The organism is Chloroflexota bacterium, assembly GCA_026713825.1.
GTDB lineage: Bacteria > Chloroflexota > Dehalococcoidia > Lucifugimonadales > UBA1127 > UBA1127.
This window is the reverse complement of the sequence record JAPONS010000033.1, coordinates 1-23,468: the sequence shown is the minus strand read 5'-3', so window position 1 is coordinate 23,468 and position 23,468 is coordinate 1. Positions and strand designations below refer to the sequence as shown.

General features: G+C 66.3%; 22 protein-coding genes and 1 tRNA gene. 13 read left to right on the top strand and 10 right to left on the bottom strand.

Annotation, left to right across the window (positions count from 1 at the left end):
- Positions 1–24: 24 nt before the first annotated feature.
- From OXC99_03985 to aroF, 4 genes are all read right to left on the bottom strand, one after another.
- Complete coding sequence (locus OXC99_03985; GenBank protein MCY4624148.1) at positions 25–1,128, bottom strand: alanine--glyoxylate aminotransferase family protein; 1,104 nt, start codon at positions 1,126–1,128, stop codon at positions 25–27.
- A 124-nt stretch (positions 1,129–1,252) separates the two neighbouring features.
- On the bottom strand, positions 1,253–2,518 hold the full coding sequence (gene tyrS / locus OXC99_03980) for a tyrosine--tRNA ligase (GenBank protein MCY4624147.1): 1,266 nt from the start codon (positions 2,516–2,518) through the stop codon (positions 1,253–1,255).
- A gap of 156 nt (positions 2,519–2,674) precedes the next feature.
- On the bottom strand, positions 2,675–3,622 hold the full coding sequence (locus tag OXC99_03975) for a bifunctional riboflavin kinase/FAD synthetase (protein ID MCY4624146.1): 948 nt from the start codon (positions 3,620–3,622) through the stop codon (positions 2,675–2,677).
- A 134-nt stretch (positions 3,623–3,756) separates the two neighbouring features.
- Positions 3,757–4,803, bottom strand: a complete 1,047-nt coding sequence (gene aroF, locus OXC99_03970) for a 3-deoxy-7-phosphoheptulonate synthase (GenBank protein MCY4624145.1) — start codon at positions 4,801–4,803, stop codon at positions 3,757–3,759.
- 187 nt (positions 4,804–4,990) lie between these two features.
- Here aroF and OXC99_03965 point away from each other — a divergent pair, with 187 nt between their 5' ends.
- Both OXC99_03965 and OXC99_03960 read left to right on the top strand, forming a co-directional pair.
- Complete coding sequence (locus OXC99_03965; protein ID MCY4624144.1) at positions 4,991–5,926, top strand: ABC transporter substrate-binding protein; 936 nt, start codon at positions 4,991–4,993, stop codon at positions 5,924–5,926.
- 153 nt (positions 5,927–6,079) lie between these two features.
- On the top strand, positions 6,080–6,904 hold the full coding sequence (locus tag OXC99_03960; protein MCY4624143.1) for a hypothetical protein: 825 nt from the start codon (positions 6,080–6,082) through the stop codon (positions 6,902–6,904).
- Between the two features lie 25 nt (positions 6,905–6,929).
- Here OXC99_03960 and OXC99_03955 read toward each other — a convergent pair whose 3' ends face one another.
- A complete protein-coding gene (locus tag OXC99_03955) occupies positions 6,930–7,349 on the bottom strand; it encodes a pyridoxamine 5'-phosphate oxidase family protein (GenBank protein MCY4624142.1) in 420 nt (139 codons plus the stop codon).
- Between the two features lie 199 nt (positions 7,350–7,548).
- Here OXC99_03955 and OXC99_03950 point away from each other — a divergent pair, with 199 nt between their 5' ends.
- The gene (locus tag OXC99_03950) at positions 7,549–8,496 is read left to right on the top strand and encodes a peptidyl-alpha-hydroxyglycine alpha-amidating lyase family protein (GenBank protein ID MCY4624141.1); all 948 of its coding nucleotides are present in this window, start codon (positions 7,549–7,551) and stop codon (positions 8,494–8,496) included.
- 19 nt (positions 8,497–8,515) lie between these two features.
- Here OXC99_03950 and OXC99_03945 read toward each other — a convergent pair whose 3' ends face one another.
- Together OXC99_03945 and OXC99_03940 are read right to left on the bottom strand one after the other, a co-directional pair.
- Entirely contained in the window at positions 8,516–9,439 is a 924-nt protein-coding gene (locus OXC99_03945; protein ID MCY4624140.1) for a CPBP family intramembrane metalloprotease, read from the bottom strand.
- A gap of 110 nt (positions 9,440–9,549) precedes the next feature.
- Positions 9,550–9,621: transfer RNA gene (locus OXC99_03940), tRNA-Phe, on the bottom strand.
- 55 nt (positions 9,622–9,676) lie between these two features.
- On the opposite strand from OXC99_03940, the gene nfi reads away from it, so the two are divergent.
- The 3 genes from nfi (at position 9,677) to OXC99_03925 (ending at position 13,245) form a co-directional block, all read left to right on the top strand.
- Entirely contained in the window at positions 9,677–10,417 is a 741-nt protein-coding gene (nfi, locus tag OXC99_03935) for a deoxyribonuclease V (protein ID MCY4624139.1), read from the top strand.
- Positions 10,418–10,440: 23 nt separating this feature from the next.
- Positions 10,441–11,551, top strand: a protein-coding gene (prfB, locus tag OXC99_03930) for a peptide chain release factor 2 (protein ID MCY4624138.1) whose coding sequence is annotated in 2 segments (ribosomal slippage) — positions 10,441–10,506 and positions 10,508–11,551 — 1,110 coding nt in all. Because the reading frame shifts where the segments join, the coding sequence is not laid out codon by codon here.
- 44 nt (positions 11,552–11,595) lie between these two features.
- Positions 11,596–13,245: a peptide ABC transporter substrate-binding protein gene (locus OXC99_03925; GenBank protein MCY4624137.1), complete on the top strand. Its 1,650-nt coding sequence runs from the start codon at positions 11,596–11,598 to the stop codon at positions 13,243–13,245.
- 15 nt (positions 13,246–13,260) lie between these two features.
- Here the strand turns inward: OXC99_03925 and OXC99_03920 are convergent, their stop codons facing one another.
- Positions 13,261–14,058 (bottom strand): alpha/beta hydrolase, encoded by a 798-nt coding sequence (locus tag OXC99_03920; GenBank protein MCY4624136.1) that lies wholly within the window; start codon positions 14,056–14,058, stop codon positions 13,261–13,263.
- A 130-nt stretch (positions 14,059–14,188) separates the two neighbouring features.
- Between OXC99_03920 and OXC99_03915 the strand changes: the two genes are divergently transcribed.
- Together OXC99_03915 and OXC99_03910 are read left to right on the top strand one after the other, a co-directional pair.
- Positions 14,189–15,139 carry an ABC transporter permease gene (locus OXC99_03915; GenBank protein MCY4624135.1) on the top strand — a complete coding sequence of 317 codons (951 nt, stop codon included), beginning with the start codon at positions 14,189–14,191 and terminating at the stop codon, positions 15,137–15,139.
- Positions 15,126–16,172 (top strand): ABC transporter permease, encoded by a 1,047-nt coding sequence (locus OXC99_03910; protein ID MCY4624134.1) that lies wholly within the window; start codon positions 15,126–15,128, stop codon positions 16,170–16,172. Before OXC99_03915 ends, OXC99_03910 begins: the two co-directional genes overlap by 14 nt.
- 321 nt (positions 16,173–16,493) lie before the next feature.
- On the opposite strand, the gene OXC99_03905 is transcribed toward OXC99_03910, so the two are convergent.
- Positions 16,494–17,324, bottom strand: a complete 831-nt coding sequence (locus OXC99_03905; protein ID MCY4624133.1) for an SDR family NAD(P)-dependent oxidoreductase — start codon at positions 17,322–17,324, stop codon at positions 16,494–16,496.
- A 202-nt stretch (positions 17,325–17,526) separates the two neighbouring features.
- Here OXC99_03905 and OXC99_03900 point away from each other — a divergent pair, with 202 nt between their 5' ends.
- The 3 genes from OXC99_03900 to OXC99_03890 are packed head-to-tail and all read left to right on the top strand — an operon-like array spanning position 17,527 to position 20,318.
- Entirely contained in the window at positions 17,527–18,009 is a 483-nt protein-coding gene (locus OXC99_03900) for a heme-binding protein (protein ID MCY4624132.1), read from the top strand.
- A gap of 1 nt (position 18,010) precedes the next feature.
- A complete protein-coding gene (locus tag OXC99_03895; protein MCY4624131.1) occupies positions 18,011–18,805 on the top strand; it encodes a hypothetical protein in 795 nt (264 codons plus the stop codon).
- On the top strand, positions 18,798–20,318 hold the full coding sequence (locus OXC99_03890; GenBank protein MCY4624130.1) for a Rid family hydrolase: 1,521 nt from the start codon (positions 18,798–18,800) through the stop codon (positions 20,316–20,318). Before OXC99_03895 ends, OXC99_03890 begins: the two co-directional genes overlap by 8 nt.
- Positions 20,319–20,354: 36 nt before the next feature.
- Here OXC99_03890 and OXC99_03885 read toward each other — a convergent pair whose 3' ends face one another.
- Positions 20,355–21,635 carry an MFS transporter gene (locus OXC99_03885; protein MCY4624129.1) on the bottom strand — a complete coding sequence of 427 codons (1,281 nt, stop codon included), beginning with the start codon at positions 21,633–21,635 and terminating at the stop codon, positions 20,355–20,357.
- A gap of 266 nt (positions 21,636–21,901) precedes the next feature.
- Between OXC99_03885 and OXC99_03880 the strand changes: the two genes are divergently transcribed.
- Together OXC99_03880 and OXC99_03875 are read left to right on the top strand one after the other, a co-directional pair.
- The gene (locus OXC99_03880; GenBank protein MCY4624128.1) at positions 21,902–23,191 is read left to right on the top strand and encodes a Rieske 2Fe-2S domain-containing protein; all 1,290 of its coding nucleotides are present in this window, start codon (positions 21,902–21,904) and stop codon (positions 23,189–23,191) included.
- Positions 23,192–23,331: 140 nt separating this feature from the next.
- The coding region (locus OXC99_03875) for an aromatic ring-hydroxylating dioxygenase subunit alpha (GenBank protein ID MCY4624127.1) at positions 23,332–23,468 on the top strand (137 nt) is incomplete at its 3' end.

Genomic DNA, 23,468 nt, shown 5'->3' with positions numbered 1-23,468 from the left:
CTATTCCGCTAGCCGCGCGAGGACCTACCCGGCGGATGCACCCACGGGGAAGCCGGCCCTGGGCAGCACCGCCGCCAGCGATTCCATCACGTCGGCCACGTCGTCCTCCGTGATGTGGCCCATGTGGCCTACGCGGAAGATCTTGCCGCTCAGGGAACCCTGTCCGCCTGCGACCACGACGTTCCGGTCAGTGCGCAGGAGGCCGCGCAACTTCGCAAGATCGACGCCCTCCGGGACCTTTACTGCAGTGACCGTGTTGGACGCGGTGGCCTCGTCCTTGGGGAAGAGTTCCAACCCCAGTTCCTTTACGCCTGTCCGAACGTCCGATGCGATCTTTGCGTGCTTGGTGTAGACGGCTTCCATGCCGTCGTCCAGGAGCTTCCGTATGGCGAGGTCCAGCGAGAAGATTACGGACACCGCCGGTGTAAAGGGGGTCTGGCCCTGCTGGAAGTAGCTGAAGGCTTTTTCAAAGTCAAAGTAGAAGCGGGGCATCGTCGCCGTCTTGGCTGCCTCTCGCGCCCGCGGGCCCACCGCCGCAAACGCCAAGCCGGGCGGCACCATGAAGCCCTTCTGCGAGCCCGTCACCACCACGTCCAGGTCCCACGCGTCGGTCTCCATGGGGATGCAGCCGACGCTGCTGATGGCGTCGACAAGCAGCAGCCTGTCGTGGCTGCGGACCACCTTGGAGATTGAGGCGATGTCGTTGGTGACGCCGGTGGAGGTCTCGTTGTGAGTGACCAGCACCGCCTTGATGCCGGGGTCATCGGCCAGCATGGAGCTGACCATGTCCGGGTCCGCCGCGGTCCCAAACTCGGTGTGGGGCTTCACGACCTCCGCGCCGTAGGCCTCTGCGATCTGCCCGAAGCGGTCGCCGAAGACGCCGATGCTGACGTTCATCACCCGGTCGCCCGGAGACAGCGTGTTGACGATGGCCCCCTCCATGGCGCCCGTGCCGGAGGAGGTCAGGATTGCGACGTCGTTCTTGGTGGAGAATATGGTCTGGAGGCCGGAGTGTACCCGGTCGATGATTTCAGCAAACTCAGGACCACGGTGGTCTATCATCTGCTGGGCCCCGGCGAGCAGCACGTCCTCCGGGCAGGGCGTGGGGCCGGGTATGCGCAAGTTCACTACGGGCCTCCTTGGTGTGTTCAAAAGATTCGCCGTTTCGATGGTAGCATAGGCCCCGCAGCGTTGAAAGGCGGAATCGGGCCAGTCTGCGCTGCTGACGCCGGCTACGCTGCGAAATCCGTCGTCAACCCCTGTCCTCCCTCAGCCGCAGGTAGCGGCGCTTGCCTACGCGCACCACGGCGCCGTCCCGCAACGCGATCACGTCGCCCGCGCGCTCCCCGTCCACCTCCACGGCTCCCTGCGACACCATCCGCTTGGCGGCCGTTCGGCTCTGGTTGAGCCCCAGCTCCGCGTGGTGGTGGAAGATGAACTCGACCGTTGCAAGGGACACGAGCGTCTTCACGCCGCCCGGTTCGCCGGAAACGGCGACGGCCTCGGACACGCCGTCCGGGCGCGTGAACCACAGCGTGGGCGCCTCGTCCGGGGCCTGCCCCCGCTGCACAGTCTGCTCGAAGTGCGCTTCCGCTGCTGCGGCGTCCTCGTCCGACCAGAATGTCGAGACGATCTCCCGGCCCAGGCGCTTCTTGAACTCCATGGGATTCGCGCCGTGCTCCATCGCCTCGCTCATCTCGTCGACCTCCGGTGTGGGCAGGTCGCTGAGCAGGCTGAAGTAGGGAATGATGAGGCTGTCTGGCAGCGAGAGCGCCTTGCCGTACTGCTCCTCCGGCGGCTCATCCACGCCAATGTAGTTGCCCAGGCTCTTGCTCATCTTCTGGACGCCGTCCGTGCCCTCCAGGATGGGCACCATGAAACACTGCTGCGGGCGTTGGCCGCGCATTTCCTGCAGCTCCCGGCCCATCAGCAGGTTGAACTTCTGGTCCGTCCCGCCGAACTCCACGTCCGCTTCCACCATGACGGAATCGTACGCCTGCAGCAGCGGGTACAGCAGCTCCGTGATGGCGATGGGGCGGTTGGCGTCCCAACGCCGCCGGAAGTCCTCTCTCGCGATCATCTGCGCGACGGTGAAGCTGCCGGTGAGGCGCACAACGTCCGCCAGCGTGAACTTGCCGAACCACTCGCTCTGCCAGAAAACTTCCGTGCGATCGCGGTCCACCACCTTGAAGAACTGTCGCATGTATGTCTGGGCGTTCTCCTGCACCTGCTCGTGGGTGAGCACGGGGCGCGTGGCCGATACCCCGCTCGGGTCGCCGATCTGCGCCGTCCAGTCCCCGACGATGAGCACGACCTTGTGCCCGATGTCCTGGAGTTGCCGCAGTTTCCGCAGCCCGACCACATGGCCCAGGTGGATGTCCTTGCTCGAGGGGTCGAAACCCATCTTCAGCCGGAGGGGCGTGTCCCGCTCCAGCATCCGGCGAAGTTCGTTGCGGTCAATGATCTCAGCGACGCCCCGGTCCATTACGGTCCGCAGGTCTTCTTGCGATATGGCCATGGGACACCTCTCCGTCAGTGGCAATCTTGGTGTCCATTGTAAGACACGATTGGGGAGTCTGCAGAGAAGTGGACGACCATCACGTGCTGGGGAAGGGAGAGTGTCGGCGAGGGCGAATGGAGGGGAGTTTACGGAGCCGGGATGGGAGCGCTTTCCCTACCAGCCGCCCGGCAGCAGCGCCCGGTCCTCCTCCAGCGCTTCCCGCGCGGCCGCCACGTCGCGGCGCAGCTGTTCCACGAGCGCGTCGATGCCGCTGAACGGCCGCTCGTCGCGCAGCTTCCGCGCGAAGGCGACCCAGAGCTTGGCGTTGTACAGGTCGCCGTCGTAGTCCAGCAGGTGCGTCTCGATCTGCCGGCCGCCGCCGCCGAAGGTGGGCCGCACGCCGATGTTCGTCGCCGAGAGGTGCGACCGGCCGTCCGCCTGCGTCCACGTGGCGTAGACGCCGTGCCCCGGCACGATGCACCCCGGGTCCACAGCAATGTTCGCGGTGGGGAAGCCGATGGTCCGTCCCCGCCTATCGCCCTCGATGACGAACCCGGAGATGGTGAAAGCATGCCCCAGCATCTCGGCGGCGTGCGACATGTCGCCGGCCTCGACGCACTTGCGCACCTCGGTGCTGCTCACCACGAGGTCGTCGAAGGTGACAGGGTGTACCACTTCCACCGAAAAGCCGAGCTCATCACCGAGCGCCGACAGCACCTCCACAGTGCCCTCCCGCTGGTACCCAAAGGCAAAGTCGGGGCCAACGACAAGACCCTGCATATTGAGGCTGCTCTGGAGTACCTGTACAAACTCCCGGGCCCGCAGGTAGGAGAACTCCAGGGTGAAGCTCAGCGGCACAACGAGGTCGACGCCTTGTTCGCTGATGAGCCGCAGCCGGTCCTCGGGGGTGTTGAGCAGCGGGACGCGCGCGTCCGGCCGCATGACGGAACGGGGGTGGTTGGTGAAGGTGATGACGGCGCTGGCGCAGCCCTTCCGGGCGGCGGCCTCCTTGAGCCGCTCGATGAGGTGCTGGTGCCCCCGGTGCACGCCATCGAACATGCCGACAGTGACGACGGTGGGGTTGTCCGAGTGCAGCCGGGCAAGTTCGTCGAGTACGGTCATATGCGCCTTACGTGGCGTTGGCGGGCCGCTCCACGGCGTAGTTGGCGAATCCTAGCATGGCCCTACGAGAGGGTCAACGCAGGCGTATGGCCCGCGGTTCCCCATTGGCGTCATCCGGACCGCCCGTACAAACGCTAGCCCCCGGCGGCCGCCTCCACGGGCGGCGCCACCTCGCGGCCAATCGCGTCGGCGACGGCGCGGATGCCGTTCATCAGGGTCTGGAAATTCTCGAAGGTCAACGACTGCGGCCCGTCCGACAACGCCTTGTCCGGGTTCGGGTGCACCTCGATGATGAGGCCGTGGCAGCCCGCGGCCACAGCGGCCAGCGCCATCGACGGCACCAGGTGCCAGCGCCCTGTCCCGTGGCTGGGGTCCGCGACGATGGGCAGGTGGCTCAGCCGCTTGATGACGGGAATGGCCGCAAGGTCAAGGGTGTTGCGGGTGTACTCCTCAAACGTGCGGATGCCCCGTTCGCAGAGGATGACCTCGCTGTTGCCCCCGGCCATGATGTACTCGGCGGAGAGGAGCAACTCCTCGTACGTGGTGGCGAAACCGCGCTTCAGCAGCACGGGCTTGCGCAACTTGCCCACCTCGTCCAGGAGGATGAAGTTCTGAACGTTCCGTGCGCCAACCTGCAGGATGTCGGCGTACTCCGCGACGACCTCGACGTCCTCCGCCGTCATCACCTCTGTGACCACGGGGAGCCCCGTCTCGTCGCGCGCCTCCGCCAGGAGCTTGAGTCCCTCGACGCCCATGCCGCGGAAGCTGTACGGCGACGACCTCGGCTTGAACGCGCCGCCCCTGAGGATGCGGGCCCCTGATTCCTTCGCAATGCGCGCCGTCGAGAGAAGCTGCTCCTCGCCCTCCACGGAGCACGGGCCCGCCATCACTACCATCTCATTGCCGCCGATGGTCACGTCCCTGACGGTGATCCGCGTGTCGTCGGGGTGAAACTCCCGTCCAGCCAGTTTGTACGGCTTCGAGACTCGCAACACCTGCACCACACCGGGGAGCAGCTCCAACTCCGACTGCAACTCCGGGTAGATGCTGCCGATGACACCGATGACGGAGCGTTCCTCGCCGCGCCAAACGGGCGCCTTGAAGCCCGGCTTGCTCTCGATGGCCTCCTGCACTCGCTCGATCTGCTCGTCGGTGCAGCCCTGTTGCATGACCACGATCATGGGACACTTCCTTCAGACAGTATTGCCAGTAGATTGCTTGTAGTATGGGCCAAACCGTAGTCGGCTGTAAACGAGCGGGCAGGCTTGTGCCCGCAAGCCTGCGGGTTGACCCCATACTGCGTTTCTGCTACACAAGGGCAAGGCCTGAACACTTGCCCTTGTCCCATGCTGCGAAGGAGGAATAACCATGGCCCTCACACTGACGACCGCCACCGGGAATTACGGCCACACCAAGGACATCGTTGATGGCGCACTGAACAATGACCAGCTAGCCCTCGAATGGGTGGAGGTCAGCCCCATCATCAACGCCTTCCGGCGCATGATCCGCGGCCTGGAGTTCGACGTCTCAGAGATGGCGATCTCCACGTACCTCTGCGCCAAGTCGTTCAACAAGCCCATTACGGCGATCCCGATCTTCCCTGTGCGCGGCTTCCACCACGGGGCCATCGTCCACAACACCAAGGCCGGCGTCTCCAGCCCCAAGGACCTCGAGGGCAAGAAGGTCGGCGTTCGAGGGTGGACGGTGACCACCGGCGTCTGGGTGCGCGGGATCCTGGCGCAGGGCTACGGCGTGGATATCGACAAGATCACATGGGTTCTCGCAGGCGACGAGCACGTGGCCGAGTACGAGTACCCACCGAACGTGCAGCCCGCCCCGGAGGGCTCAAGCCTGCCCGACATGCTGGCCTCCGGCGAGCTTGCGGCGGGAATCGGCGTCGGCAACGTGGACTCCGAGGACGTGAAGCCCCTCATCGGCGGCGCACGCGACGCGGCGGTCAAGTTCTTCAACGACACCGGCGTCTACCCCATCAACCACACCGTCGTCGTCAAGGACGAGCACCTCGCGGCAAACCCGTGGCTGGCAGAGGAGCTGTACAACACCTTCAAGACGGCCAAGGCTTCCTACATCGCCAAGCTCGATGCGGGCGTGGACCTGTCGGACGCCGACCAGGCCCTGGTGCGCAACGGCGCGGACGTCGGTGGCGACCCGCTCCCCTACGGCATCGAGGCCAACCGCACCACGATGGAGGCCATCATCCAGGCCTGCCTGGACCAGAAGGTCATCCCGAACAGGGTCGCCGTGGAGGACGTCTTCGCGCCCAGCACGGTCAACCTCGCCTAGCCACCGGTAGCGACCAAGGTGGCGGCGGCCCGTTCTCCTTGACCGGAGGGCGGGCCGCTTGCCCTCTCGACTCAGGGCAATGCTGGACGCCTCTGGTATGCTAGTGCATCGCGGGGGCACCGGCGTCTCCCCTATACCAATCGACGCAGGTGAATGTTGGTGGAACCCGGCCGCCACGAACTGGAGCTGACGGAGGCCGATCTGCGCTTCGTCGTCGACGAAGTGGAAGCGGGCGGCCTCGACCCGGAGCGTCTCAAGCAGCTCGTGCGCAGCGATCCCAGTTTTCGCGACGCTGCCCTCGCTGACGGCCGCGTCTTCTCCAAGGCGGCAGCCTCGGACGAAGAACTACTCCGCATCTCGCCCGTCCTCTACTTCGGCGTGCTGCTGCGCCGCGCGCAGAAGGACCTGGGCCAGGTCAGCCACACTCTGGAGCGCTCCGGCGCCGACACGGTGGTGGTCTTCGATACCGACGACGTCAGCGGCTTCCTTGGAAAGCCCACGGTGACCGACTACCTTGCGGCCATGCTGGCGTCGTTCACGCGCGTCGAGAGCTACGTCATGCCAGTCCGCGTCCGGCGCGGCACGTGGCGCAGGGTGCGCTTCAATGACATGGACATCGACAGCCTGGGCAGGCTGGCCGCGTCGGTGGACGAGGAGCACCGGTTCCGGTACTTCAAGCGCATCGCGGACGTTTGCCTGTTCATCCTCGGCATCTTCCCCAACAGCGCAGCGCAGGCGGCGCAGCGCGGGATGCGGCCAGGGCGTCGAGGGCGAAGGACGGTGGAGGAATACGCGGAGATCGGCCGCCGTCACTACGGGACGGCCATGGAGCACCCGACGGCCCACGCCGCGGGAATGGCGGAGCCGATGGAGCTGCTGCGGGACAACTTTGCAGTGGCGCGCAAGGCGCTCAACTTCATTACAGAACAATACCTACGATACTCCCGGACCCAGGTGTTCGATATGGGAATATCGTAGGTACTGTCAATCAGCTATGGGTGGGCTACTTCTCTGACATGACGGCGCCGCCGTAGTTGGTGATCCGGTCGAGTGCGATCACCACGCCGTAGCCCTTCTTCTCCGGGTCCGCGTTGCGCTCCTGCTCCACGGTCTTGCCCCACACGGCTTCCCGGGTGTCGCCGTCCTCGTGGATGGTGGCGGTGCCGTAGAACTTCCAGGCCTGGCGCGTCTCCGGGTTTCGGAACATCACCAACACCTGCGGGTTCTCCTTGATGTGGGCGATCCCGTCCTTGTAGGAGCGCTCCCAGAAAGCCAGGCTGGTGTCGTCGAAGACCATCATGCTGCCGCGGTAGCCCATGCTGGGCCAGCCGTCGCTGCCGGCGGTGGCCAGGATGCAGGGCACCCGGTTGGCCAACGCGGTGTTTACGCCTTCCACCATTTCCTCAGTGATTTCGATTGCCATGTGTTGCTCCCTTCCGACGCCATTGGCGCACCGCGCCATAGCAAGGTGTGTTTATAGGGCAAGTGTAGCCAGCGCCCGCGATGGCTGTCAACGATTCTGCGGCTCCCACGCTTGCCCTTGGGTGTCTCCGCAACTATAGTCTTGCCACACCCACCGGGCCGCCTTCGCGAGGGCGGCGAACACGCAGAAGGAGGCCGCCATGGCCGATCGGATTGGCGTCGACCGCTTCACCTACGAGACCGAGGAGGGCTGGGACAAAATCCCGGCCGGATACGAATTCCCGGATGCCTCCGGCGTCACTGTCGACAAGGACGACAACGTCTACATCCTCAACCGGGGCGCCCACCCTGTCATCGTGTTGGACAAGGACGGCAACTTCGTCCGCTCCTGGGGCGAGGGCGAGTTCGACCAGCGCGCCCACGGCATCCACTGCAGCCCGGACAACTTCATCTACACCGTCAACGACAGCCAGCACTGCATCAAGAGGTACACCACCGAGGGCGTGCTGGTCATGGTCATCGGCGATGAGAACCAGGCGGCCGAGAAGTGGAGCGGCACCCCGTTCCACCGCCCCACCAACATGGCGGTGTCCCCCAACACCGGAGACATCTACATAACCGACGGCTACGGCAACAGCCGCGTCCACCGCTACACGGCCGAGGGCAAGCACATCGTGTCGTGGGGGGCGCCGGGCGTGGAGCCGGGGGAGTTCCAGATCCCGCACAACGTCGTGGTGGACAGCGACGAGAACGTCTACGTCACCGACCGGGAGAACTACCGTCTGCAGGTCTTCGACCGCAACGGCAACTTGCAGGCCATCTGGCAGAACATCTACCGGCCCCAGGCCCTCTGTATGGACCAGAAGGGCATCATCTATGTGGGCGAGATGCTCATGGAGCCGGACCTGGCCGACTACCCGATGGTGGGCCACCGGCTCAACGCCTTCACGAACAAGGGCGAGCGCCTCGCCCGCATCGGCGACCCCTTGCTCGGCGACGGCCCGACGCAGTTCATCGCGCCGCACGGCTTCGGGGTGGACTCGAAGGGGAACCTGTACGTGGGAGAGGTGTCGCACACGGTCTACGGCCGGCGCCTGGCCCCGCCGCAGACGTTCCGGTGCTTCCGCAAGCTGAAGCTGGTGGGGTAAATCCGGGGGGCTAGGCTGTTTACACCCCGGTATCGGGGTCGATGGTCTTCGGCGGATTGAGTGTGGTCTGTTCGGCTTGTCCGGGACCCTTGCCGTCGAGCTGTCCGGTCAGCACTATCCATACGCAAATCGCGCCCAACGGTACCCATCCGAGGATGCCCACGTAGCTGACGAACAGCCAGTTCGGGGCTCCGAGAAAGAGGAACAGCGTCAGGCCGCCTCCGATGGCGTTCGTCGCGGAGTGCCCAAGACTGGCCGCCCAGATGCTCCCTGTCCTCGCGCGGAGCCAGCCGAAGATGATGGACAGCATGATCGCGCTTCCCGTGAAGACGCACATGCCCAGCAGCGGGTCGTCAGGGAAGTTGTAGCCTCGCAGGTTGATGGGCAGGTGCCAGAGCGACCAGATGATGCCGGTCGCGACGGCGCCCAGCAGCGGCCGGTCGCAGAATAACCGTGGCTGCAGGTAGCCGCGCCAGCCGAACTCCTCGCCGAACAGGATGGGTGTGACGAAAACGGCGGAGACCATCACCTGCACGACCACAACCGCGAAGATGCCCGTTGGCAACTCGAATACTTCCGTGCCCTCGGGCGCCAGCTCGCGCAGGGCGCGGTCGAGGGTAAAGTCCGGGTCGCTGACGCCGAAGGCCACGGTCAAGAGCACAATCGCCGTGACTACAAAGAGGGGCATGGTCCACCCGGCGGCGTAGTAACGCCAGTGGACCAGGTTCAGCCGGAACCCTGCGTCCGCAAACCCCTCTCGGGTTACCCACTTCCGCACAACGACTGCGGCAGCCGCCGGAGCCATGGCGCCCGGCAGGATTGCAAGCTGAAAGACGGGGTTGTCGGCGGGCAGGCCCAGCAGCAGCACGGCCTCCCACAGAGTCCATGCTAACCCGTAGGCGAGGAGGACGAAGGCAACGACACCCTTTGTGTTGCTGACCAATGCTGGAGACCTCAGTGTTTGCCGCCCGCCTGCGCTGTCTAAGAGTGGTTCAGGAACACTGCGGTTGGATGCGTGAAGCGTGACTCAAACCAAGGGGCAAACAGGGAGCGTGCCGAGGGGCAGGATCGAACTGCCGACACACGGATTTTCAGTCCGTTGCTCTACCGCTGAGCTACCTCGGCGTGCCTTCATGGTAGGTGGCGCTCAGCTTGCATGTCAAGTTGATATACTAGCTGCGTGAAGCTGGCAGCCACATACGATTGGCCGGGCACTCTAGAGGCCGCGAAGGCCCTGCAGCAGGCCCTCGCCGGCATGGTCTCCACCCACAACGACATCCCCGCTTTGCCCCGCTACGTCGCCGGCGTGGACGTCTCGCCGCCCGACGCCGACGGCTGGGTGCGCGGCGCCGTCGCCGTGCTCCGCTGGCCCGAGCTGACGCTCGCCGAGGTCCGCGTCGGGCGCGACAAGCCCCCCGTGCCCTACATCCCCGGCTACCTCGCCTTCCGCGAGGTTCCCGCCGTTTCCGACGCCCTCGAACGACTGGAGACTGTGCCGGACGTCATTCTCGTCGACGGGCAGGGCATGGCGCATCCGCGGCGATTCGGGCTGGCCTGCCACCTGGGGCTGACAGCCGGCGTCCCGACCATCGGCTGCGCCAAGTCGCGCCTGCTCGGCCGCTTCGAGGAGTTGGGCGAGGAGCGTGGAAGCTCGGCGCCGCTCGTCGACAGGGGCGAGGTCGTCGGAGCTGCCGTGCGGTCGAGGACGGGCGTTTCGCCCATCTACGTCTCCGTCGGGCACCGCGTAACTCTGGACGGGGCTATAGCCTTCGCGCTCACCTGCTGCGGCCGTTACCGCGTCCCCGAGCCGACCCGGCTTGCACACTTTGCCGCAGCGGGCAGATTCGCGGAGGGCTTTTACGGTATCATTGAGAGTGGAGCAGCGCCGTCGCGCCAACAGTCGCAACGGTGCGGACAATGAAAACAGGCTGGGAGAGGGCTGGGATGCTGGACCTGCGGTCACAAATCGAGTCGCTTCAAGGGAGAATCTCCTATCTCCTGGAGCGTCTTTGACGTTACCGGCAAAGAGCAGGAAGTAACCCGGCTTCACGGGCAGTCCTCGGCGGCGGCATTCTGGGACAACCCAATGCGCGCGCAGGGCGTCATGCAACGGTTGTCGACGCTGGGGCAGGAGATTGACGCGTGGCGGGGCGTCGAGGCGCAAGCGGCCGGCTTGGCCGAACTCGTTACCATGAGCCTGCACGAAGGCGACTCCGACCTGACCGAGGACATCGGCCGGGAGACGGCGGAGCTTGCCGCCAGGGTGGCCGACATGGAGTTCGAGCTCGTCTTCTCAGGCCCGCACGACGACCAGAACGCCATCTTCGCCATTCACGCGGGGGCCGGCGGGTCCGACTCCCAGGACTGGGCGCAGATGCTCCTGCGCATGTACCTCCGCTGGTCGGAGCGAAAGGGCTGCCGCACCTCTGTGCTGGAGACATCGCCGGGTGAGGAGACGGGCATCAAGAGCGCCATGGTCGAGGTCACGGGCCCCTTCGCCTACGGCTGGCTCAAGGTAGAGCGGGGCGTCCACCGGCTGGTGCGGCTCTCGCCCTTCGACGCCGACCACATGCGCCACACCTCCTTCGCGCTGGTGGAGGTGCTCCCGGAGCCCGCCGACAGCGGAGCAATCGAGATTCGCGACGAGGACATCCGCGTGGACACCTTCCGGGCCAGCGGGCACGGCGGCCAGAACGTGCAGAAAGTCGAGACTGCCGTGCGCATCACCCACATCCCCACGGACATCGTGGTGACCTGCCAGAACGAGCGCTCGCAGGGGCAAAACCGCGACGTCGCCATGAGGATCCTGCAAGCGCGCCTCATCGAGCGCGAGGAGCTGCTGCGCGCCGAAGAGCAGGCCCGGCTGAAGGGCGCGCACGTCACGGCCGGCTGGGGCAACCAGATACGCAGCTACGTGCTGCACCCTTACCGCATGGTCAAGGACCACCGCAGCGGCTTCGAGACCCGGGACCCGCAGGCGGTGCTGGACGGCGAGCTGGACGGCCTGCTGCGCGCCGAGCTGATGCGCACGGTCGGGAACGGCGGCGAGGGCTAGCGGCGTTCTCTTGGGTAACAATCGACGTTGGCAGGACAGGTGAAATGCGACGTTGGCTCAACATAACGGTATTGTTCGCTGCCCTGGCCCTCGGAGCCCTCACGCTTGCGTGCGGCGGCGAGGAAGAGCCCGCGTCCTCCACCGGCTCGGGCGGCGACGACCTGACCCTCGGAGGTGACAGTGGCAGCGCAGGCGGCGAGGGCGTCTTCCGACGACTGTGGCAGGAGCCGCCCACCCTCGACCCGCATGAGGCGGGCGACACCACGTCGGCGGGCATTCTTGTGGAAGTGTTCAGCGGGCTTGTGGCCCTGAACACGGCGCTGCAGGTGACGCCGGACCTGGCCGAGCGCTGGGACGTCAGCGATGACGGGTTGACCTATACTTTCCACCTTCGCTCCGACGCCAAGTTCCACAACGGCAAGCCGGTCACCGCCGAGGACGTGAAGTACTCCTTCGAGCGGGCAACCGATGCCGAGTATCAGTCGCCGGAGGTTTCGGCGTACCTGGACGACATCGTCGGCGTGCTGCCCAAGCTCGCCGGGCAGGCGGACGAGGTCACCGGCGTCCGGGTCATCGACGCCAACACCATTGAGATCACCATTGACGCGCCAAAGCCCTACTTCCTCGCCAAGCTCACCTACCCCACGTCCTTTGTGCTGGACAAGGAGAACCTGGAGGCGGAGGGCGACAACTGGGTGTTCAAGCCCAACGGCACCGGCCCGTTCAAGCTGGCCGAGTACCGCGTCGGCCAGATCATCGTGCTGGAGCGGAACGAGCACTACTACCGTGGGCCCGCGCTGCTGGACCGCGTGGAGCTCATCCTCTCCGGCGGCTCCGCGATGGCGATGTACGAGAATGGCGAGATTGACATCACGGGCGTCGGCCTCTCGGAGCTTGACCGCGTCAGCAACCCGCTGGAGCCGCTGAACGCCGAGGTAGTGGTCGCGCCGCCGGGGTTCAGCCTGGCCTACATCGGCTTCAACCTGTCGGAGCCGCCCTTCGATGACGTGAACTTCCGGCGCGCGCTGGCCTATGCCATCGACAAGGAGACCATTGCGCACCGGGTGCTGCTGGAGCTGGTGGCGCCCGCGACGGGCATCCTGCCGCCGGAATTCCCGGGCTACAACCCGGCCGTGCAGGCCCCGGGCTTCGACCCGGTGAAGGCGCAGGAGCTGCTGGCCCAGTCGAAGTACGCGGACAGCGCGTCCCGCATCATTGTGACCATCCCGGGCACCGGCGGCTCGGCGGGCCTGGACCTGCAGGCGATCCTGGAGATGTGGGAGGACACGCTGGGGCTGACGGTGGAGTTGCAGCAGGTGGAGACCGCCACCTACTGGGATGACCTCAACGACGGACGGCTGCAGGCCTTCGCCGGACTCGGCTGGCAGGCCGACTACCCGGACCCGCAGGACTTCCTGGACATCCTCTTCCACTCGGAAAGCCAGTTGAACCAGAGCGGCTACAGCAACCCCGAGGTCGACCGCCTGCTTGAGGCCGCCCGCGTGGAGCAGGACTGGGAGACCCGCAAGGCCCTCTACAACGAGGCGGAGCAGCTCATCGTGGACGACGTTCCGTGGGTGCTCCTCTGGTTCAGCGGCGAGAACATCGTCCTGCTGAAGCCGTACGTCAAGGGCTATGCACTCACGCCGCTCATCGTCCCCAAGCTCAAGGACGTCTGGATCGAGGGCCGCTAGCCCGGCCCCGCCTCCCTACGCCGGCACCGCCGCGGGCACGTAGCGGTCCATGAACAGCGCCATGACCGCCGACACCGACTCCGCGAACGCCGGCTCCCGGTCGAAGATGTGCTCCTGCTTGGCGTACAGGTGCAGCTCGACGGGCACGCCGACGGCCTCCAGCGCATCGAAAAGGCTCGTCGAGTGCGAGTAGGGCACCGTCGAGTCGCCCGTGCCGTGGATGAGCAGCGTCGGGGGGTAGCTGGGGTTCACCTGGTGGATGGGGCTCGCGGCGCGCACGAAGTCCGCGCTCGGGTTCACGCCGTAGAGCTGCTCCCGCCCCTCACCGTAGGCCCGCTCCGTCACGTCGGTCACGGGGTAGACGCCGATAATGGCCGCGACGTCGCTGCTGACGCCCTCGTTGCCGCCGTCGCCCTCGTAGTACGCGTTGCCCTGCGTGCCGCCCGCGAGCGTCGACAGGTTGCCGCCCGCAGACGCGCCGCCCAGCACGATGCGGTCCGGGTCGATGCCGAGCCGCTCGGCGTTGGCGCGCGTCCAGCGGATGAGCGCCTTGGCGTCCTGGATCTGCGCGGGCCACATGGCCTCCTCCATCACGCGGTACTCCGTCGCGATGAAGACGTAGCCCTGCTCGGCGATGCGGGGCGCGTACCGCTCGTGCAGGCCGGCCTTGTTGGCGGTCCGGAAACCGCCGCCGGGCAGGAACAGCAGGCATGCTCCGTTCGCGTTGTCGCCCGGGTAGAAGATGTCCACCTTCAGGTCACGGCCGCCCACGGAGACCGCCGTCACGTCCTGCTCAACTCTCACGTCCGCCATGGCATACCCTCCCAATGCTGTCTGCGGCGCCAGTATACATCCGCCGCGAGGCGATGCGGCAATGGAGCGGCGTCAGCGTAGTAGAATCATCCCTGGCGCCCCGCCACACTGGGCGCCCGAGAGAGGCCGCATGCCAACGTTTGTCGTCCGAAGGCTCCTGTGGTTGCCGGTCTTGCTGGTGATCGTGAGCTTCGTGACGTTCGTGCTCGGCCACTACGGCCCCGGCGACCCGGCCGAAGTGCGCCTCGGCGAGCGCGCAACGCCGGAGGCCTTGGCCCTCGTCCGCGAGCAGCTCGGCCTCGACCGGCCCTTCTTCGTGCAATACGGCTCGTACTTGGCCGACGTCGTGCGCGGCGACCTCGGCGACAGCTTCTCCTACCGCGGGCGCACCGTCGCCGAGCTTATCCTCCCAAGGATGTGGGTGTCGGTGCAGCTGGGCCTCGCTGCGATGCTGCTGGCCGTGAGCATCGGCATCCCGCTGGGGCTGATTGCCGCGTACCAACAGGGACGGTGGCTGGACACGGCGCTGGTGAGCCTGACGCTCTTCTTTCTCTCGACGCCCGTCTTCATCTCCGCGCCCTTCCTCATCCTGCTCTTCGCCGTGCAGTTTGGACTGCTGCCGGTCAGCGGGTGGGACGGACTCTTCAGCCTGAGCATCGTCATGCCGGCGCTCGTCATGGGGCTTCCGGGCGTCGCGGGGGTCGTGCGGCTGACGCGGGCGAGCGCCATCGACGTGCTCGGGCAGGACTACGTCCGCACGGCGCGCGCCAAGGGGCTCTCGGAGGCGACGGTGCAGGCGCGGCACGTCCTGCGCAACGCCCTGACGCCGCTCATCACCGTCCTCGGCCTGAGCCTTGCGACGCTTGTCGAGGGCGCGTTCATCACGGAGACCATCTTCGGCATCCCGGGCATCGGCAAGCTGGCGGTGGAGTCCATATTCAGCCGCGACTACCCGGTCATCATGGCGCTGGTGCTCATCGTGGCCTCCGCCTTCGTGTTTGCCAACATGCTCGTCGACCTGCTTTACGGCTTCATTGACCCGAGAACCCGGCAGGAGTTGGGGGCGTATGGCGCACGTTGACCCGAACGCCGCCGGCCCGGGGGCCCGCCGTTCATCCTTCGATTTCCCTCAGGACGAACGGCAGTCTCCCTCCGGCAACGCCAGGGCATCGGAGGACGAGGGCCGACCGCACTCGCGGGGGCCGTGGGTGCGCGCCGCGCTCCAGCTCCTGCGCCGCCCGAAAGCGGTGTTCGGCATCACCGTGATCGTGCTGCTCTACGGCGGCGGCATCCTCGCGCCGTTGCTCGCGCCCTACGGCTTCGACGACCAGGACCTGCTGGCGGCTCGCGAGGGCCCAAGCGCCGAACACCTCCTCGGCACCGACTTCGTCGGCCGCGACGTCCTGAGCCGCGTCATCTACAGCCTGCGCACCAACCTCATCGTCACGGCGACCGCCGTCGCGACGGGCAGCCTGGCACTGGGGATCACGCTGGGGCTGATGGCGGGCTACTTCGGCAAGCGCGTGGACACCGTCGTCATGCGCGTTGGCGAGGTCTTCCTCGCCTTCCCTGGGCTGCTGCTCGTCATCCTGCTGGCGGCGACGGTGCGCCCCCGCGTGCTCGACTGGGTGCGCTCGCTGGAGGACGCGACGGGCATCTACGGGCTCGCGCAGTGGGGGATCGCCGACTACCTCGTGGTCTTCGGCGCGCTGGCGGTGTTCAGCTGGGTGGGCGTGGCTCGGCTGGTGCGCGGGCAGGTCATCCAACTGAAGGCGATGCCCTTCGTCGAGGCCTCGCGGACGACGGGCGCGACGGCGCCGCGGCTGATCCTGCGGCACCTGCTGCCGAATGCGCTCCCGCCGGTCATCGTCGTGGTCACGATGGGCATGGGGGCCATCGCGGGGGCCGAGGTGGTGCTGAGCTGGCTGGGCATCGGCATCCAGCACCCGGTGCCGAGCCTCGGCAGCATGATCCGCGAGGGGCAGGACGTCTCCATCCTGCGCAACCAGCCGCACCTCATCCTGCCGCCGGTGGTCGTTGTCGGGCTGCTGGTGTTCGCGTGGAACCTCCTCGGCGACGCGCTCAACGACGTGCTGAACCCGCGGGCGCGGTAGCTTCTCGCCTCCGGGCAAGGTGCCCTTCTCCATTCCCAGATTTCCCCGTTTTGCAGCATCACGCGGCCGAGGAATTGTTTTCGAAAGTCAATCCGTAGCTGTTAAGGATTCGTACAGCTACGAAGAATACTTGTGATATGGGAAACAATTCGTATCTGTAGCGGGCGCAAACGCGCGCCGGTCGGGGACTGTGCCACCGCACCATGTTCTGCCCTGGTTTTGCTGCTCATGGGACGAGGGTAGCGAAGGGAAGAGTCTAGGCGCAATGGGGCCGTGTCAGGGTGTGTTGGAGCGGAGCGTACCGAGGGCGCATTCGGGACCCTACGCCCGCGCGGCGTTGCGCGGGACGATGCCGGTCATCGTGATGCCGTGCTCGTCGACGAGCGCTTTGGACTCTATGACGCGGCCAGTGTAGGCCATGGCGTCGCGGCAGATGTAGGCTACGGCGCGGCCCGTGACCTCTGGCGAGTTGGCCGTGGTGTAGTCGACGCCGGCGATGGGGTTGACGATGTTGCGCTCTACCACCGTCCGGCCAGGGTCGACGGCGACGATAGCGATGTTGCGCAGCCGCAGTTCGCCCGCGACGCCAGCGACCCATCGGTTCAGCGCGGCCTTGGTGATGCCGTAGCCGACGTACGTCCGGCCGGGCGAGAGCTTCCAGTCCGGCCCCGGCGGCGGGGGAAGGCTCGCCCCGGCCGAGGTGACGTTGATGATGGCGCCGCCGCCCAGCTCCTCCATGTGCGGCCCCACCAGCGTCGTGATGAGGTATGGCGCGCGGACGTTGGTGCGGTAGTAGGCGTCGAGGTTCTCCGGCGAGCTGCCCCAGAAGTCGCCGCCGCCCTGGCCCATGCGCGCGGCGTTGTTGACCACGATGTCCATGCGGCCAAAGTCGCGCTGGATGCGCTCGACGACATCCCGGACCTCGTCGTCGTCCGTGACGTCGAGCTTCATCGCGACCGCCTCGCCGCCCAGGTCGCGCGCTTCCTGCACCGTCTGCTCGATGGAGCCGTAGGGGTTGGCGGCCGAGTCGTCGCTGCGGGCGCACACGATGACCGTCGCGCCCTCGTCTGCGAGGCAGAGCGCGATGCCGCGCCCAATGCCCCGGGAGCCGCCCGTCACCATCGCCACCTTGCCGGTCAGGGGTTTGTCCATGTCCAAGTCCTTTCCGGTCGATTTGCCACAGCCCCTCTGGATACCGGCATTCGCCGGTATGCTGAAGTGAGGGGTCAGGGAGAACGGGGGTAGCCACCCAAGCGTGCAGAGCGTACTGCCAGCGGCGATCCCTCGCAACCGCTTGACGCGGTAGATGGCTATGGTAGCCTAGCGGCACATTCCACCGCCGGAGGGTGACGCTATGCTCGTGGAGAAGCGGCTTGGTCTGGATGAAGCGAACCGGGTCATCGCGGCCGTCATCGCGGAGGCCAAGGAGCGGGGCTCGCAGCTAGCCGTCGCCATCGTCGACCAGCACGGCGACCTCATCGCGGGGTGCCGCATGGACGGGCGGCCGTACCGGTTCATGAAGGCCGCGTGGCGGAAGGCCTACAGCGCGGCCTCCTTCGACATGGACACCAGCGGCATCATCGCATTCTGGGACCGCCAGCAGGCCGAGGGCCACCGCGGGCCCGCCGACTGGAACGACCCCATGCTCACGACGCTGCCCGGCGGCTACGCCATCATCTACGACGGCAAGATGGTCGGCGGCATCGCGGTTGCGGGCGGTGGCGGCGGCGAGGGCAGGGGCGACTGGGACTACGTCGCCATCGGCCTGCAGGCCCTCGGCGAGGGTTTTACGCATGCCGAGTCCATGTTCCGGTACACGCCTGAGTACGAGGCCTAACGTGGCCAACGACATGCTCACAGAAGTCTTCGGCGACCAGGGCGTCAGCCCGCTGCCCGTGGCAGTGCGCTCCGGCGACCTGGTGCGCGGCTTCCGCATCGTCGGCACTGACCCGGACACGGGCGTCTTCGGCGACGGCATCGACGCGCAGCTCCGGTTCGCCCACGAGCACATGCGCCGCAGCATCGAGAGCGCCGGCGGCAGCCGCGCCAACATCGCCCACGTCAGTATGTACTTCCAGGACTTCGCCCGTGACCGGGAGGCCATGAACCCGCCGTGGGTTGACGCCTTCCCGGACGAGAACGACCGCCCGACGTACAAGTTCCTGACGGCCGACCTCCCCGGCGACATGCTGGTGTACATGGACTATTTCGCGGTGCTGGGACACTCGCGGCAGACGCTCAGCGTCGAGGGCGTTGCACACACCAACCCCATCCCCCTCGGCGTGCGGATGGGCCCCTACCTCTTCTCCTCACGCGTGCTGCCCTACGATCCGACGACGGGCCGGCCGCCGGAGGACGTGCAGTCGCAGGCGGAGCACCTGTTCCGCAACACGGAGGCGCTGCTGAGAACCGGCGGCATGGACTGGAGCAACGTCAAGCAGGGACGCGCATTCGTCGCCGACCCCGCGAACCTGCCGCTGGTCACCGACCGGTGGACGCAGCTCTACCCGGACGCGGCGACGCGGCCCGTGCTGCACCACCTGCGCTATGGCGGCGGTGCGCTGCAGGTGATGATCGAGGTGTTGGCGTCAATCGACGAGGAAACCCGTACAAGGGGGCTTGCTGATGGCTGAGCAACTCCGGCAGTTCTTCGAGATCTACCCCGCCGACACGCGGGCGACGAGGCCCCTGGGCATGCGCATCAACGACGTCGTCTACGCGAACGGGCTGGCGGGCGTCGACCCGGTCACCGGCGCACCCGCTGCGGGCATCGAGGCGCAGATGTGGGTCATCCTCTCGCACCTGCGGCGGCTGATGGAGTCGGCGGGCGGCAACCTCGACGGCGTCGTGCGCTGCGCAGCGTACGTGACCGACATGGAGGACCGCGAGACCATCTACGGGCCGTGGGAGAACCTCTTCCCGGACGCGGCGGACCGCCCCGCGCTCAAGGCGCTTATCTCTCCGCTGCCGGAGGGGCATCTGGTGCACCTGGACGCCTACGGGCTCGTTGGCGGCAAGCGGACGCGCATCGACATCCCCAACGTCCACGCCCGCGACCCCGGCGTGGTGGTGGGCAACGTCTACTTCACGTCGCGCTGCCACGGCAACGACCAGACGACGGGGGAGATCGTCGAGGGCGGCGTGGAGGCGGAGGCGCGCCAGACGCTCGAGAACCTGACGACGCTGGTGGGGCTGGCCGGCGGAAGCGTGGACAACATCGTCCAGATCAACATGTTCGGCCGCGACGACTCGTACAAGGAGGTCGCTCGCCGCATCTTCGAGGAGCGCTTCCCCGACCCGGCGACGCGGCCCGTCTTGCACCAGCTCGTGAACGTCGTCTCGTCGCGGATGAGCATCGCCATCGAGATGATGGCGATGCTGCCGGACATCGGCGGGCCGTCCGGCGAGCCGTTCGTCGAGGTTTACTCGTGCGAGGAGGGCAACGCCAAGCCGTCCGGCGCGCGCATCGGGGACGTCGTCGTTGCGCCGTTGCTGGAGCCCGTCGACCCGTGCAGCGGCGCGCTGGCCGCCCCGGACTTCGACGGCCAGCTTGCCGCGATGTTTGGCCAGGTGGAGCGTTTCCTGAGCGTCAACGGACTGGGGCTGGACGACATGGCACGCTTCACCCACTTCCTGCCGGAGTTGTCGGAGCGGCTGAAGTTCAATCCGCCGTGGATGGAGTGGTACCCGGACCCCGACGACCGTCCTCCGCACAAGTACGTGCCCAGCGCCCTCCCGTCGGGCGTGCTCATGGCCGCGAACGTGATCGCGCTGGTGGGTGCGGGCCCGAGGAAGTGCCTGGAGGTGCCCGGCGTCGTCCACAATGACCCCATGTCCATGGGCGCGCTGACGGGCAGCCTCGTGACGTCGTCGCGCGTGGTGACGGGCAGCCGCGAGGGCGGGCTCGCCGAGCAGACGGCGATGGTCTTCGCGAACGTGGATGCCATGTTCCGCGACGGCGGAGGCAGCTTCGCGAACGTAACGCAGGTGACGGCGTTCGTGGGAGACGCGGCATTTGGAGCGGACGTGCAGCGCGAGATGCTGGCGCTGACGCCGACAGGGCAGGCGCCGCCGGTGCTCCACATCCTCGAGACCAACCTCGGCGGCAACGGCTACCCGCGGATCGAGGTGCTTGGGCTCATGTAGCCTGCCTGCGGTGGCGGCATCGTTCGGGAGCGGCGGTTACGTGGTTTCCGGCGATGGTGGAGGTGTTTCCGACGAGGGGCCGGCGAGCCTGCGGCGCCCTGCGGTTTCCTTTGCCATGAACGCCAGCACCAGCGCACTCGCAATCAGGAAGCCGGCGACGCCGTTGAATGCAATCATTGCGCCGAAAGCCGTGTAGAGCGTCGCCACCAACAGGGTCGTCACCATCCCGCCCAGGCTCATGAAGATTGACCAGACGCCCACGACGGTCCCTCGACGGTCGGCGGGCGCCAGGTCCACCGCGTATACCTGGGTGGAGCCCTGCACCATGCCCTCGGCGATGCCGTACAGGAGCATCATGAGAACGATCCCCAGGTAGTTGCCGCTGATCGCCAGCAGGATGGCCGAGCCGCCCAGGACCAGCATGCCCGGCACCAGCGAGGCCTTGCGTCCGAACCGGTCGGAGACCATACCGTTCGGGAACGCTACGATCAGCGCGATGATGCTCGCGAAGCTGACGAGGTTGCCGATCTCAAACTCGTTGAGGCCGACCTCCTCCTGGGTGTGGACCGGGACGAGTGTCTGGAAGACGCCCATCTGCATCATGCTCAGTCCGAAGGTGACCAGCGCCAGGGCGATGAAGGTCTTCGTCAGGAACAGCGATGCCAAAAGGCTGGGCTTCTTCTCGGCGTCCTCCTCCTCCTGCTTCTTTTGGGCACGCTGTCGCGCCTCTTCAGGCCGCGACTCGGAGATCCAGAACATGACGCCAAGGTTGATGAGCTTGGTCAACGTGCTGAAGAGGAAGACGTAGCGGAGCCCCAGGGTCACCGCCAGGGCGCCGGCGATGGCCGGGCCCGCCACGAATCCGATGCGGGAGGACATGGTGCGCACCGCCATGACTCGACCCCGGTTCTCCGGGGTGGTCACATCCCCCACGAGAACCCCGGTGCTGGTGGTCCACATGGAGACGCCCATCTGGCCAATGAACTCCAGGATGAAGAAGGGAAGGTAGCTCTCGGTGTAGAACTGGCCCAGCGTGGTGAGCCCGCGGAGGGCGGCCCCGGCGATCACCAGCGGCTTGCGGCCCCAGCGGTCGGTCAGGTAGCCGGTGAGGGGGCCGGCGATGATGCGGGCGACGGAGCTGCTGCCCACGAGGAAGCTGACAAGAAAGATGTCGCCGGTGACCTTGAAGGCGAAGAGAGGGCGGGCTAGCTGAAGGGAACCGGTGCCCAGCCCCCATGCGAAGAACGTGACATAGATTGGAAATGTCTTGGCGGTAAGGATGGGAGGCCCGGAGCTTTTTTCGGGTTCGTTCTGCACAGCTCGTGGCTCCCGTCGGTGCGAGGTCGACGCTATCTGAAAGGACCCCTTCGAATTCTGCGCACGGGCCTTGGGTGTCAGGACTGTATCACACTCCCTGACGTTCAGGGAGGCGGACAATGCGTAGACTCGGCCAAATGGGGACTCGATCCCCTCGGATGTGAATTATTACCATATGGAGTAGAGGTATTGTAACTCGGTCGGCTTTATGTTAGCGTCAGCCCAAAGGCATAAGCGTAGGACTCAGCTACGGGAGGAAGGACCATATGCTTACCCAGGAAGAGAATGAACTGTTGACCAGGACGGGGCCCGGGACCCCGATGGGCGAGTTTTTCCGCCGTTTCTGGACGCCGGTGATGCTGTCGGAGGAGATCCCGGAACCCGACTGCACGCCCGCGCGCCTGCGCGTTCTGAACGAAGACCTCATCGCGTTCAGGGACAGCGACGGCAACGTGGGCATCATCGACGCCTACTGCGCCCACCGGTTCTCGCCGCTGTTCTTCGGGATGAACGAGGAGAGCGGGCTGCGGTGCCTGTACCACGGCTGGAAGTACGACTACACGGGACAGTGCGTGGACATCCCCTTCATCCCTGAGGGCGAGTCCTTCAAGAGCAAGATCAAGCTCAAGTCCTACCCGGCGCTGGACAAGGGTGGGTTCATCTGGGCGTACATGGGGCCTGCAGAGCTGCAGCCGCCGTTCCCGGACTTCGACTTTGCGGCGATCCCGGAGAGCCACCGGGAGAACTGGAAGATCGTCTGCGAGTGCAACTGGCTCCAGTCGATGGAAGGGCAGAACGACCCGAGCCACCTCTATTTCACCCACGGCTTCCGGGACAAGACCGAGGGTGGGCCGGGCGTCCAGATGGGGCTCAACAGCGGCAGCGCCATTTCACGCGTGCGGTTGCCGGCGGCTGTCGTCGACACGGAGTTCGGCATCAGCTTCGCCACGGTGTGGAACAACGAAGAAGAAGAGCAGCGGGTCAGCATCGACCACTTCATCATTCCGAACTTTGACCCCTCGCCCTCATACAACAACCTCGGAGGGGGTAAGTTCCCCCTCGGGTATCAGCGGATGCGCGTGCCGATCGACGATGTGACGTGCATGGTGCTGCGGGTGCGGTGGAACCCGTACGAGCCGCTGCTGGAGGAGTTCCGGGAGGCGCACAACGCGTGGCTGGTGCCGGAGAAGATCCCGGGAACGTACAAGCCGGTCGCCAACAAGGCCAACGACTACCTGGTCGACCGGGAAATGCAGCGAGACTACAACTACTCGGGCATCAACAACTTCCCGCTGCAGGACATCTGCCAGATCGAGGACCAGGGCGGGCCAATCATGGACCGGACGCGGGAACGGCTGACGAGCCAGGACACGCTGAACATCCATATCCGGCACCAGCTCATCAAGGCGGCCCGGGACCTGCAGGAAGGGCAGGAACCGGCGGCACCCCACCGGCCGGAGCTCTTCAAGGTGCGAAGGAGTACCGTCCAGGCGCCGAAGGGCAAGCCGGCAATGCAGGTCTTGCAGGAAGCGCTGAAGGATTTGGCGCCAGCATAACGAACCCAAAGAGAAACCCCGCAGCTTTAGCTGCGGGGTTCTTCTTTAGCGGCTTGGTGGGTTGAGGTGAGGAGTCTGGCCTTGCAGCAGCGTCCGCCCAAAGGACAGACAAGAGGATATACGACGGGAAGAGGGGACTGATGCTGACACAGGAAGAGAATGAACTCTTGGTGAGGACGGGCCCGGGGACGCCGATGGGCGAGCTGTTCCGGCGGTTCTGGGTGCCGGTCATGCTGTCGGAGGAGATTCCCGAACCCGACTGCACGCCTGCGCGCCT